General features: G+C 43.1%; 12 protein-coding genes. 9 read left to right on the plus strand and 3 right to left on the minus strand.

Annotated elements, in window-relative coordinates; all coding sequences use genetic code 11:
• Positions 1 to 860 (minus strand): CinA family protein (locus A3G19_RS09495; protein ID WP_294872330.1); only part of this gene is annotated, 860 nt, incomplete at its 3' end.
• 98 nt (positions 861 to 958) lie between these two features.
• Here A3G19_RS09495 and ileS point away from each other — a divergent pair.
• From ileS to A3G19_RS09540, 9 genes are all read left to right on the plus strand, one after another.
• Positions 959 to 3,715, plus strand: coding sequence for an isoleucine--tRNA ligase (gene ileS / locus A3G19_RS09500; RefSeq protein ID WP_015654066.1), 2,757 nt, complete (start codon positions 959 to 961; stop codon positions 3,713 to 3,715).
• A 121-nt stretch (positions 3,716 to 3,836) separates the two neighbouring features.
• Positions 3,837 to 5,177: an Asp-tRNA(Asn)/Glu-tRNA(Gln) amidotransferase subunit GatA gene (gatA, locus tag A3G19_RS09505; protein WP_015654065.1), complete on the plus strand. Its 1,341-nt coding sequence runs from the start codon at positions 3,837 to 3,839 to the stop codon at positions 5,175 to 5,177.
• Positions 5,178 to 5,182: 5 nt separating this feature from the next.
• Positions 5,183 to 6,628: an IMP dehydrogenase gene (guaB, locus tag A3G19_RS09510; RefSeq protein WP_015654064.1), complete on the plus strand. Its 1,446-nt coding sequence runs from the start codon at positions 5,183 to 5,185 to the stop codon at positions 6,626 to 6,628.
• A 101-nt stretch (positions 6,629 to 6,729) separates the two neighbouring features.
• Complete coding sequence (locus tag A3G19_RS09515) at positions 6,730 to 7,995, plus strand: O-acetylhomoserine aminocarboxypropyltransferase/cysteine synthase family protein (RefSeq protein ID WP_015654063.1); 1,266 nt, start codon at positions 6,730 to 6,732, stop codon at positions 7,993 to 7,995.
• A gap of 8 nt (positions 7,996 to 8,003) precedes the next feature.
• Positions 8,004 to 9,101: a homoserine O-acetyltransferase gene (locus tag A3G19_RS09520; protein ID WP_015654062.1), complete on the plus strand. Its 1,098-nt coding sequence runs from the start codon at positions 8,004 to 8,006 to the stop codon at positions 9,099 to 9,101.
• Positions 9,098 to 9,292 (plus strand): exodeoxyribonuclease VII small subunit, encoded by a 195-nt coding sequence (gene xseB / locus A3G19_RS09525; protein ID WP_015654061.1) that lies wholly within the window; start codon positions 9,098 to 9,100, stop codon positions 9,290 to 9,292. Before A3G19_RS09520 ends, xseB begins: the two co-directional genes overlap by 4 nt.
• Positions 9,292 to 10,083 carry a carbon-nitrogen hydrolase family protein gene (locus A3G19_RS09530; RefSeq protein ID WP_015654060.1) on the plus strand — a complete coding sequence of 264 codons (792 nt, stop codon included), beginning with the start codon at positions 9,292 to 9,294 and terminating at the stop codon, positions 10,081 to 10,083. Before xseB ends, A3G19_RS09530 begins: the two co-directional genes overlap by 1 nt.
• Before the next feature lies 1 nt (position 10,084).
• Positions 10,085 to 12,058 (plus strand): sensor histidine kinase, encoded by a 1,974-nt coding sequence (locus A3G19_RS09535; RefSeq protein WP_015654059.1) that lies wholly within the window; start codon positions 10,085 to 10,087, stop codon positions 12,056 to 12,058.
• A 57-nt stretch (positions 12,059 to 12,115) separates the two neighbouring features.
• The gene (locus tag A3G19_RS09540; protein ID WP_015654058.1) at positions 12,116 to 12,793 is read left to right on the plus strand and encodes a ThiF family adenylyltransferase; all 678 of its coding nucleotides are present in this window, start codon (positions 12,116 to 12,118) and stop codon (positions 12,791 to 12,793) included.
• On the opposite strand, the gene A3G19_RS09545 is transcribed toward A3G19_RS09540, so the two are convergent.
• Together A3G19_RS09545 and A3G19_RS09550 are read right to left on the minus strand one after the other, a co-directional pair.
• A complete protein-coding gene (locus tag A3G19_RS09545) occupies positions 12,790 to 13,260 on the minus strand; it encodes a c-type cytochrome (RefSeq protein WP_294872333.1) in 471 nt (156 codons plus the stop codon). The two genes, A3G19_RS09540 and A3G19_RS09545, sit on opposite strands and share 4 nt — an antisense overlap.
• A 124-nt stretch (positions 13,261 to 13,384) precedes the next feature.
• A partial coding sequence (locus A3G19_RS09550) for a hypothetical protein (RefSeq protein WP_294872336.1) occupies positions 13,385 to 13,594 on the minus strand: 210 nt, incomplete at its 5' end.

Raw genomic sequence — 13,594 nt, forward strand, 5'->3', positions numbered from 1 at the left:
GCCCCCTCTGACATCTCTACAACCACTTCGGCACTTACCGCACCATGATGTTCAAGCGCATAATCATCAACTGCCAGCCAATTGGCTTTTAGAGTATTGGAATAAGTGATTAAAGAACCTTCAAACACATTGGACGCACCACTTTGAGAGGTAAAAAAATGGGCAAGTGACCCTCCGCTGCAGCTTTCGGCAAATGAGAGTTTTTTGTGGTGAGTCCCCAGACGTTCAATAATAAATGCGGCGATATTGGTCGCGGCAATGACTTTATGATGCATGAGCCCGCGTGCGGATGCAATAAATTGAGAAAGGTTTCCGTGTTTACGGGTGTGGATACGTATTTTAAGCCATCCCTCGACTAATTCGCTGAATTCAAGTTTAACATCGAAGTTTTGGGCTAACGGTTCGAGAAGCGTTTGCGCACTGAGAAGTTCTTCGTTGAAAAGGTGGATAGTGGCAAGACGTGACTCATCATCGATGAGAATCGGAGGGAGTTCTTTCCCCTCTGTTGCCAGAATAACGTTGATTTCAGAACTGTTGTGGGTGAGAAGATAGCTACCGTTTTCGAGGATACTGGCACGTGATGGAATAAGCATTTGTTCTTTTAAAATCTGGTTATCGGCGGTGACAGTGCTGAGAAGTTTTCCGACGATGGTAAAGGTGCTTTTTGTGGTGACAATGATGAGCTTGGATTCATTCTTTAAGAGACCTTCAAGGTGTAAAAAGAGCCCTTTGTCCGATTCTTCGAAATAATTGATGGAGTCGATTGAAGCGAGGCGATTTTTGATACTTCGGAGGATATAACGCTCATACGCTTCATTCAAAATCAGCCGATTTCCTACGAAAATAACATCACGTTTCATGGAGTTCCCGAGTATAAATTTCGGATAGTATAGCATAGTGACAGCAAAATTTAATCACCTGAACGCTATAATGCACCACTTTTTCTATAAGGTAACAGATGGATTATAAAGAGACCCTCCTTCTACCTCAGACCGAGTTTCCGATGCGCGGAAATTTGGTTCAAAATGAGCCTGCACGCTATAGCGCGTGGATTGCGAACGATGTTTACGGCAAGATGAAAGCCAATCGTAAAGGTGCCGAGAGCTTCACATTGCATGATGGACCTCCGTATGCCAACGGCCATACACATATCGGTCACGCCCTCAATAAAGTACTTAAAGATATTATTGTCAAATACCATTACTTCAACGGTAAATCGGTTCGTTTTACTCCGGGATGGGACTGTCACGGATTGCCGATCGAGCAGCAAGTGGAGAAAAAGCTGGGCGGAAAGCAGAAAAAAGAGCTTCTCAGCACCGCAGAAGTACGCCAGATGTGTCGCGATCATGCGAGTGAATTTGTCGATATTCAACGCGCGGAGTTTAAAAAACTGGGTGTTATTGCGGACTGGGATAATCCGTATTTGACCATGGACTCGAAGTTTGAAGCGAACATCTACCGTACTTTGTGCGCTGTAGCGAAAAAAGGGCTATTGATCGAGCGTTCTAAACCGGTGTATTGGAGCTGGGCGGAGCGGACGGCACTTGCCGAAGCGGAAGTAGAATACGAAGATAAAGAGGACTATTCGATCTATGTCGCGTTTGAACTCAGCGATGAGGCTAAGGTACGAGCAGGGATCGAGGGGAACGCCGCCATCATTATCTGGACGACGACTCCGTGGACACTGCCTGCGAATACGGGGATCTCTCTCAATCCTGATGAGATCTATGTGCGGACCAGTGACGGTTACATCGTTGCCGAGAAACGGTACAACGCCCTTATCGAAGAGGGTGTATTTTCAGGGAGTGTCGTTCAAAAAATCGAAGCGAAAAAATTTGAAAACCTTTATGCGATCAACCCTCTAAACGGTCGCGGTTCTCATTTGGTTCTCGGCGAGCATGTTTTGATGGAGAACGGTTCAGGATGTGTTCACACTGCACCGGGACATGGGGAAGATGACTATCGTATCGGTCTTCGTTATAACCTCGAAGTCGTAATGCCGGTTGATGAGACAGGGTGTTACGATCAGAGCGTGGTTCGCGAAAAACTTCTCCCGAATCCCGAAGAGTTCGTCGGTAAACACATCTTTAAATGCAATGAACCGATCATCGAATTGCTCGGAGATAAAGCACTTAAAGTATCGAAATTTCGTCACTCCTATCCGCACTGCTGGCGTTCTCATACTCCGCTCATTTACCGTGCGACGAAGCAATGGTTTATCAGTGTAGACGGCACACCTCTGGGCGAGACAAAAACACTTCGTGAAATCGCACAGGCTGAAGTCGCTAAAACAGCGTTTTATCCGGAATCCGGACGTAACCGCTTAGGATCAATGGTTGAAAACCGTCCTGACTGGTGTATCTCTCGCCAGCGTGATTGGGGAGTTCCTATCGCATTTTTCCGTGTCAAAGCGACGGGGGAAGTGATTTTAGAAGAGAAAGTGCTTAACTTTATCGCGATGATTTTCGAGATGCACAGCACCGATGCGTGGTACTCGATGAGTATCGAAGAGCTTCTCTATCCGGGATGCTCGTACAAAGCGGATGAACTTGAAAAAGTGTCCGACATTCTCGATGTTTGGTTTGACAGCGGTTCGACATGGAATGCGGTGCTTAAATCACGTAACTATGATGCGGGAGAATATCCGGCTGATTTGTACATCGAAGGCTCTGACCAGCATCGCGGATGGTTCCAATCCTCTCTCTTTTTAAGTACGGCAGTGGAACATATTGCTCCGTACAAAGCACTTTTGACTCACGGTTTCACCGTCGATGAGAAGGGTGAGAAGATGTCGAAATCCAAAGGGAATGTCGTTGCTCCCGAATCGGTTCTTAAAGAGTATGGTTCAGAAATTTTGCGTCTATGGGTTGCAATGAGTGACTATCAAGGTGATTTAAAAATCTCCGGTAATATCCTCAAGCAGACAGCCGATCAATACCGAAAACTGCGCAATACGTTCCGTATTATGTTGGCGAATCTTGATGGATTGGAAACCATCGTTCCCTACAGTGAAATGGGTGAGATCGATAAATGGATCGTGGCAAAAGCTAAAGAGGTATTTGACGAGACGCATCGACTTTTCGGGGAATATAACTTCGTTCACGGGATGAGCGGATTGAACTATTTTATTGTCAATGAACTCAGCGGTGTTTACATCGATATTACCAAAGACCGTATGTATTGTGACGCTTCCTCTTCTGCTGAGCGTCGCTCGACACAGAGTGCTATGGCGATCATTTCCCGTTCTATGCTCGGACTTATCGCTCCGATTTTGACTTATACCGCTGATGAGATTTTTGAGAATGCTCCATCGGTTATTAAGGGATCATGCACGGATATTTTTGATATCACTTATAGATCAATCGAAGCAGTTGATAGCAACTGGGACGAAGCGACCATGAAAGTGATCCGTGAAAAGTTCAATGAGATTGTGGACGGATTGAAAAAAGAGAAAGTGATTAAAAACACCCTTGAACTCGTAATATCAACGACTTCTACAGTGGCAAAAGCGATGAAAAAAGCCGATATTGAAGAGTATCTGGTTATCTCTAAATGGTGTGCCTGTGAACTCAAAGATGTTTTAGGGACGTTTGACTACGAAGGGGACACATTCAATATTGCCCTAGCATCCAAAGCTAAATGTCCAAGATGCTGGAAATATCATAGTGAAGACGAACAGTCATTATGTCCACGTTGTGCGCAGGTAGTTGCGTAATGATCGATTTCACTCAACCCGTTCCAATGAGTTTTATTGCTGAAACAGTCGGGGTTATTTTTGTCGTAATTGGTTTAGGGATTATGATGGTAAAACAAGCAAAACGTAGAAAGGAACGTGCATGATAACACTGAAAGAGGCGTTAAAACTCTCGAAAGAAGAACTGAGCTCTCTCAAAGAAGAGTTGAAAGCCAAGATTGCAGCCAATCCTGAGCTTAATGCATATATCGATGTTTTGAATGTCGGTGAAGGGATTCCGATTGCGATTAAAGACAATATTCAAGTGACAGGTTGGTCGGTAACATCAGGTTCCAATATTCTAAAAGGGTATATTGCTCCGTACAATGCAACTGTAATTGAGAAACTTTTGGCCGCTAATATGTCACCGTTCGGACGTACCAATATGGATGAATTCGCGATGGGTTCTACTACCGAGAGCAGTTGTTACGGTAAAACGCTCAACCCTTTGAATCATAATTGTGTTCCGGGAGGAAGTTCGGGCGGTTCGGCTGCGGCAGTTGCGGCAGGGTTAGCGGTAGCGGCACTTGGAAGCGATACGGGTGGATCGATCCGTCAGCCTGCGGCATTTTGCGGTATCGTCGGGATGAAACCGACGTATGGTCGTGTTAGCCGTTACGGTTTGGGTGCGTATGCCAGTTCACTCGATCAGATCGGGCCGATGACCCAAAACGTCGAAGATGCGGCGATTCTTTACGATATTATCCAAGGATATGATCCGAAAGATTCAACCTCTGCGAATCGCAATGACGGCACCGTAAGTGATAAACTCGATGGCAATATAAAACTAAAAATTGCTATCGTACCTGACTATGTCAAAGATGCTTCCGAAGATGTCCGCAAAGCGTATGCCAAAGCGGTAGAAGCATTGAAAAATGCGGGGCACACCATCGTCGAAAAAAGCCTGATGGATCCGAAATACGACATCTCAGCGTACTACATCACGGCGACGGCGGAAGCGACGACTAACCTTGCGCGCTATGACGGTATCCGCTACGGTAACCGTGTAGAGGGAGATAACCTCAAAGATACCTTTTTGCAAACCCGTTCGCAAGGGTTCGGTGCCGAAGTACAACGCCGTATTATGCTCGGTAACTTCGTACTCTCTTCTGGATATTACGATGCGTATTACGTTAAAGCACAAAAAGTACGCCGATTGATTCAAGAGGAGTATAATAAGATTTTCGAAGAAGTTGATCTTATTTTGACTCCGGTTGCTCCCCGCACTGCTTATGAATTTGGAGCCCTTAGTGATCCGCTTGAGATGTATTTGAGTGATATTTACACCATTTCGGTCAACCTCGCAGGTTTACCGGCGATTTCGATTCCGATTGATACAGCGGATAACGGCATGCCTGTAGGTCTTCAACTCATAGCCGCTCCGTATGCGGAGCAAACCTTATTTAACGGGGCATTTAGCCTCGAAACTCAACTCAAAGGATAATTACCATGAATATTCGTAAACGCGCCCTCACTTTTGAAGATGTATTGCTCATCCCTAAATACTCAGAGGTTCTCCCTAGAGAAGTGAGCTTGAAAACGATGTTGACCCGTAATATTCCCCTCAATATCCCAATGGTTTCTGCGGCTATGGATACGGTTACGGAATATCGTGCGGCAATTGCGATGGCTCATTTGGGTGGTATCGGGATAATTCATAAAAACATGGACATTGAGACCCAAGTCAAACAGATTAAAAAAGTAAAAAAATCCGAAAGTGGTATCATCATCGATCCGATTTTTGTCCATCCAAACGCTACACTCGAAGATGCCGAAGCGTTGATGAACGAATTTAAAATCTCCGGTGTTCCGGTTGTTGATAACCATAACAAACTACTCGGCATTTTGACCAATCGTGATATGCGTTTTGAAAAAGATTTGTCGAAGTTGGCCATCGACGCGATGACTCCTATGCCGCTTATTACTGCAAAAGCAGGGATCACTTTGGCGGATGCTGAGCAAATGATGCACGTTAATAAAATCGAAAAGCTCCCGATCATCGATGATAACGGATTGCTCAAAGGTTTGGTAACGATCAAAGATATCAAAAAGCGTATTGAATATCCTAATGCTAACAAAGATGATTTCGGTCGTCTTCGTGTCGGCGCGGCAATCGGTGTTGGACAGCTTGACCGCGCTCGCGCACTTGTCGATGCAGGTGTGGATGTTTTGGTTTTGGACTCTGCTCACGGTCACTCGAAAGGAATTTTGGATACGGTTAAAGCGATCAAAAAAGAGATGGTGGTCGATATCATTGCCGGAAACGTTGCAACGGGTGAAGCAACATTGGCCCTCATTGAAGCAGGTGCTGATGGGGTCAAAGTAGGTATCGGACCGGGATCGATCTGTACGACGCGTATCGTTGCGGGTGTCGGTGTTCCTCAAATTTCGGCTATTGATGAGTGTGCCGCAGTCGGACGCCAACATGGAGTACCGATTATCGCTGATGGCGGCATCCGCTATTCGGGTGACATTGCAAAAGCCCTTGCTGTAGGGGCAAGCGTTATTATGGCAGGATCACTCCTTGCCGGAACGGAAGAGTCACCGGGTGATACCATCATGTACCAAGGGCGTCAATACAAATCGTACCGCGGAATGGGTTCTATCGGAGCGATGACGAAAGGTTCAACTGATCGTTATTTCCAAGAGGGGACGGCTGCGGATAAACTCGTTCCTGAGGGGATTGAAGGACGTGTGCCATTTCGTGGAAGTATTGCTGCAGTTGTACATCAAATGATGGGTGGTCTACGCTCTTCTATGGGATATTGCGGATCTGAGAGTATTGAAGCTTTCTGGGACAAAGCAGAATTTGTTGAAATTACCAGTGCAGGGCTTAAAGAGTCACACGTTCATGATGTTATTATTACCCAGGAAGCACCAAACTACCACGTATAAATTTCATTTATACGGTTTTAATCCTACTAAATTAGTAGGATTACTTGGGAAAAATGTAAAATCACGATACAATAATTTACAAAACAATGTAAAGGATGATTATGCAACTTCAAACTGAAGCGCTTCACGCGGGATACAACAAAGACTCTCAAAGTACGATGGCAGTACCCATCTATCAAACGACTGCATACGAGTTTCGTGATGTTGAGCATGCGGCAAATTTATTTGCTCTTAAAGAGTTGGGAAATATCTATACCCGTCTGAACAACCCGACAACCGATGTCTTTGAAAAACGGTTTGCGCAACTTGAAGGGGGCGCTGCAGCTTTAGCCGGTGCAAGCGGTATGGCCTCTATCTTTTATGCAATTGCTAATGCGGCTGAATCGGGAGATAATATTATTTGTGCCCGTCAGCTCTACGGCGGAACATTGACCCAAGCGTCGTACACGTTAAAACGTTTCGGTATACAAGCCCGTTATTTCGATGTGCAAAATCCAATCGAGATCGAAGCACTGGTTGATGATAAAACCAAAGCGATTTTCTTTGAATCATTAACCAACCCTAGCATCGATGTGGCCGATATTGCTGCAATTACCGCGATTGCGAAAAAACACGGCATCCTCACTATCGTCGATAATACGGTAGCGACTCCGGTCCTTTGCCGTCCGTTCGAACATGGTGTCGATGTAGTGGTTCACAGTGCGAGTAAATATACGACGGGACAAGGATTGGCCATTGGCGGGATTATGGTTGAGCGTAACGGTTTGATTGATTTGATCAAAGGGAATGCGCGCTATCCGCAGTTCAATGAGCCGGATGAGAGTTATCACGGGTTAGTTTATGTTGATGTACCGTTGCCTCTCTTTACCCTTCGTGCACGTCTTTCACTTTTGCGTGATTTGGGTGCGGTGGTGTCTCCGTTTAATTCATGGCTCTTTATCCAAGGGATAGAAACTCTTTCGCTCCGTATGCGTGAACACTCACGCAATGCTCAAGTGGTTGCAGAGTTTTTAGAATCTCACCCGATGGTTAAAAAAGTGAACTATCCGGGATTAAAAAGCAATAGTAACTATGCCAATGCACAACGTTATTTTGAAAACGGTATGGCAAGCGGCTTGCTCAGTTTTGAAGTTGAGAGTTTTGAAGCGGCGAAAAAAATTGTGGATGCTACAAAGCTATTTTCACTTGTTGTGAATATCGGCGATTCTAAATCAATCATTACCCATCCGGCATCGACAACCCATCAACAATTATCTCAAGAAGAGTTAGTGGCATGCGGTGTCCCATCAGGGCTGATTCGTCTAAGTATCGGACTCGAAGCATCGACCGATTTGATTGATGATTTAACTCAGGCATTAAACGCGTAAAGGGTCTCATGTTAAATCTGCAAATTCACAGTGAACATTTTACGAACCCTCTCTATTTAGAGAGTGGGCGTATTCTTGAACCGTACGATATCGTCTATGAAACGTACGGAGAACTGAATGAAGCGCGGGATAATGTAATCGTCATCTGCCATGCCCTCACGGGATCTCATCATGCGGCAGGGACGTATGAGGGGGATAACAAGAACGGATGGTGGGATGGACTTATAGGTCAGGGAAAAGCGGTCGATACTGACAAATTTTTCGTGATCTGTACCAATGTGATCGGGAGCTGTTTCGGCTCAACCGGTCCTATGTCACCTCGTTACCCGTACAATGAACCATACCGTTATAAATTTCCGGTTGTGACAATTCTGGATATGGTTAAAGCACAGCGAATTTTGTTTGATCGTTTGGGAATCCATCAGGTGCATGCCGTGATCGGCGGATCGATGGGGGGGATGCAAGCCCTCGCATTTGGTGTCTATTTTCCGAATTTCGCCAAAAAAATTATTGCTATGGCAACGACGTCTGCGACGCAAGCATGGGCGATAGCATTTAATAAAGTTGCCCAAGAGGCAATTCTTAAAGATCCTGAGTTTAAAAACGGCTATTATGATCCAGAAATTATCCGAGAAAACGGTCTTTCGGGTATGGCAATCGGGCGCATGGCGGGACATATCAGCTTTTTATCCCATCAGTCAATGACAAAGAAATTTGGTCGTGAATACAAACGAACCGATGGATTATATGAGCTGTTCGGCAAGTTTCAGGTTGAATCGTATTTAGAGTACAATGGCTATAATTTTACAAAATGGTTTGATCCTCTTTCGTATCTCTATATTACTAAAGCGATCAATATCTATGATCTGTCGCGGGGATTTGATTCGCTTGAAGAAGCGTTAGGGAAAATCAATGCGGAACTCTATCTGGTCGGATTTGAAAAAGATATTCTTTTTCTCCCTTCCGAGATGGAGAGTATCCATACCGCAATGAAAGTACTCGGAAAAACGAACAGCGATTATCTTGAAGTTACGAGTGATTATGGACATGATGCTTTTTTAGTAGAAATTGATAAAATAGAGAATTATGTTCGGGAGGCACTATGAGTCAGAATGAGAGTTTTGAAACCAAGATTACCAATGCCAAAGCGATTCTAGAGAAATTAATGGATCCTGCATTGCCAATGAATGAAAGTGTTAAAGCTTACGAAGAGGGGATGAAAGAGCTGCGTATCGCTGAAACAATGCTTCAAAATGCACAGTTACAGATTCAAATTATCAAAAATCAGGAGCAATAATGCGTGTTGCCATACTCCAACTCCCTTCCATTGGTATGGGGAGCAATAAACTCGAAAGTTATGCCCGTATTGCGAATCAAAAAGGGGTAAAGCTTATGTTAATGGGGGAATATCTCCTGAACCCTTTTTTCAAAGAGCTGATTCAAACGCCTGTCAGTATGATTGCAGAACAAAGTACTCATCAAATCGAAACACTCAAAGTATTGGCTCTCAAATATGATCTTACTTTTGTTGCCCCTATCGTAACGGTGAAAAAGAGAGAGTGTACGAAAATGATTGCAAAAATTAATGCCCGTAGTGTTACCTATTATCCGCAGCAATTTTTGATTAATTATCCACATTGGAATGAAGAGAAATTTTTTAATAATCCTATCGAAGCGGTAAAACCTCCGATGATTTTTGCAGTGGATGGATTTAAATTTGCCGTAATGGGAGGTTATGAGACCCATTTTGATCCTATGTGGGATGCTGTGAGTTCTAAAGTTGTTGACGCAGTTTTAATCCCAAGCGCTTCTACTTTTGAATCGCATAATCGATGGCGTGAGCTGATTAAAACCAGAGCTTTTACCCACAACTGCTATATCCTCCGTGCCAATCGTGTCGGAGAATATTGTGATGAAAAACATGCATGGAAGTTTTACGGTGATTCGATGGTTGTATCTCCCGATGGAGAAATAGAAGCAGATCTTGGTAACACTGAAGAGCTGTTGATCGTTGATTTGGATCGAAAAAGCCTCATAGAATCACGAAAAGGGTGGGGGTTTAAAGAGGCATTACGAAAGCGAAAATAAAGTGAAAAAACTTTTTTTCCTTTTTTTTACCCTCTTTTTTTCACTTCAAGCCGCAGTTTTACAACTTCATGATAATACTTCCCCTTCGATAGAAGCTTCTATCGAATATTTGGAAGATCGTGACGGAAATACCTCTCTTCAAGAGGTACAACAAAGTTCTTTTATCCCTTATACAAAAGAACGCAGTGTCAATTTCGGTTTTACACAATCGGTGTATTGGTTTAAAATTGATCTGAAGAATTTCAATCCAAGCCTTAACAAAAAATGGTGGGTAAAAATTGATTATCCTTTATTGGAGTCGATTGATCTTTATTTGATTAAGAATGATGGAAAAATACTCAAATATCAACGTATGGGTACCTCTCAACCTTTTCATTCGAGAGAAGTGGATTCACACCATTTTATTTCCGAACTTCCTCTTAATAATGTGGCTGATTCAACATTATTATTGAAAATTAAAACACAAAGCTCGATGCAGCTTCCTCTCTCTATCCTCTCATCGGAAGATCTTTTTGCAGAGATGGAGCAGAATAATCTTTTTGTGGGTATCTATTACGGTTTTTTTATTATTATCTTGCTTTACAATATTGTTTTATTTATTTATACCAGAGATCCTAATTATCTCCGTTATATTCTCTTTTTGGCCTCTTTTATTTTGTGGCAGCTCTCATTTGACGGGTTAGGAATTAAATACGTATGGGGAGATGCGCGGTGGTTAATTGAACACGGGTCGAGTGCCTTTATTGCATTGAGTTCTTTTTCTGCCCTTTATTTTAGCCGCCATTTTCTCAATACGCGACGTTATACCCCTCGTCTGGACAAAATAATTGTCGGTATGATGAGTATTAGCATCGTTATGGCACTTGCATCATCCGTACTCCCTTATGGAAAGGTAATTCCCATTAATGCATTATTGGCATCGATTATGCCGATTGTATTACTGATTGCAGGTTTATTGGTCATGCGTCACGAATATCGAGCCGCTCGTTTTTATGTTGCCGGATGGAGCTCTTTTCTGATTGCTACGATTATTTTTGCTTTCAATAAATTTGATCTGATCCCCAGCTTTTACGGTATCAATCATGTTCAGCAGATAGGGTCGGCTATAGAGATGATTTTTCTCTCACTGGCACTTGCCCATAGGGTATATCTGTTACAGCGTGAATACATTGGAAAACTCAATCATTTGAATGACACATTGAGTGACAAAGTAAAAGTTGCACTGGATGAAGCACGGATTAAAGACCGTTTGTTCGTCCAACAATCCAGATTAGCTGCGATGGGTGAGATGATTGAACAAATTGCCCATCAATGGCGACAGCCACTTCATACATTGGCACTGATTAACCAAGATATGTACGTAAAACAAAAGCTTGGTTTATGCGATGAAGCTTATTTTGATCAGAGTCATACGAGGATTGATGAATATCTGCAATATCTCTCTAAAACCATTGATGATTTTCGTAACTTTTACAAAACGGACAAATCCATAGCCCCTGAGGATATTGGTGATTTAGTCGTAGATGCGTTGAGACTTAGTGATGTATTTTTGAAATATGCAAAAATAAAAACGGATATTGATATATCTTCAGCACGAAAAGTTAATATTTCTAAAAATGAGATGATTCAAGTATTGATGAATTTAATCAAAAATGCTCATGATGCGATTGTCGAGCAAAAAATATCGAATGGGATGATTACGATTCGTGTCGAAGCTTATGAGGATGGGGTGAAGGTCAGTATCGAAGATAATGCCGGAGGGATTGCTCCTAATGTGATGGAAAAAGTATTTGATATCTATTTTACGACTAAAGATCCTGATAAAGGGACAGGGTTAGGGCTGCATATGTCGAAATATATTATTGAAGAGAGTTTTGGAGGGAAAATCTGGGTTGAAAACACCAGTGTCGGTGCCCGATTTATTATCCTTTTACCAGCTGAAAATATGAATACCTTAGTACTCAAGTCAGAATAAGGGAGCAATTTAGCGAAACGATGTTAAGCTAAAGCAAATATCTGCAGGAGAATGAATATGATGCACTATTTCCACCGTCAGGTGCAGTTGTGGGGAGAAGAGACGCAACGTTCACTTCAATCGAAGCGAATTGCCATTATTGGAAGTGGAGGACTAGGGAGCTCGTTAGCATTCGCTCTGGGCTCATCAGGAATCGGCGAGATTCATATGGTCGACTTTGATACGGTTAGTTTGCATAATATTCATCGTCAGATCGCATTTAAAATGGGAGATGAGGAAAAGTTCAAAGCCGAGGTAGTAGCAGAACTTATCGAAGCACGTTGTCCACATGTTACAGCCTATCCCCATATTTGTCGTTTTGAAGACTTTATTCAAAAAGAGATCGAGGTAGATCTCATTATTGATGCGACGGATAATCTCCCCTCTCGCGGTGCCATCAACACGTACGCTAAATCCAAAGGATTACCTTGGGTTTATGGATCGGTGGAGGCGTTTAACGGTCAGGTATGTTTTTTTGAAGAAGCATCGTTTAACGAAGTATTTAAAATTACCCAAAAAGCACCTGCTGGTATTGCCGCACCGATTGTGATGCATATTGCATCGTTACAGGCAAATTTAGCGTTACGCTTTCTTGCTGGGCTAAGTGTGAAGAAAGACAAACTTTATTATCTCTTTTTTAATGATGAAGGGGAATTGATAACGCAAAAATTTGCGCTACCAAAGAGTGAGCGTTAAAGGTTAGAGATGTATTTCGCGAGTGCGTCAATCTGCGCATCGTTAAGCGCTTTAGTCTGTCCTTGCATTAATGCTTTCATATCTTTTCCATAGGTGCCTGCTTGATACCCTTTGAGCGCTTCTTTTATTTGAGCTTCACTAAACTGTGCAATAATTTGTGATTTGTTTAATGCTGCTTTTTCTGCTTTTGCGCCATGGCATGAAGCACATTTCTGACCAAACAAGGCTGTAGCGTCTACAGAAGCCGTAATAGGTGCTTTAGTGGCTGTAGGCTCAGGTATCGGGATAACTGTTGGTGCAGGTGTTGAAGCAGTTTTCTCAACGGGGGCATTGTTTTCAACCGATGTTTCTGTTGATGTTGGTGTGGTTATAACTTCAGGAGCAGATGTTGATGCTTCGGTTGGAGCGGAGTCATTGCTGCATCCTAAGATAAAAAGGGCACAAACGACACTGAGTAATGATTTCATAAAGAATTCTCCTAATAGGTTTAGGATATTTTAACGAAATTTTGATAATTTTGGGATTTGAAAAAAGGAAAGAATAAAAATGGTGTTTCACACCGAGGTGTGAAACGTGCTAAGTAAGTTAAACTTATTTAGCTTCAGCAGCAGGAGCAACTTCAGCATCAGCAGCAGGTGCAACTTCTTCAGTAACATTAGCTTCTTCAGCAACAGGTGCAGCAGCTTCTTCAGCTACTGGTGCAGCTTCTTCAGTAGCAGCAGGTGCTTCAGTTGTTGCAGACTCGCTGCATCCGATAAACATTGCAGCCAAAAGCAACGCAGAAATGATTTTCATCATGGT

Origin of the sequence: Sulfuricurvum sp. RIFCSPLOWO2_12_FULL_43_24 (assembly GCF_001829605.1) — a bacterium.
GTDB lineage: Bacteria > Campylobacterota > Campylobacteria > Campylobacterales > Sulfurimonadaceae > Sulfuricurvum.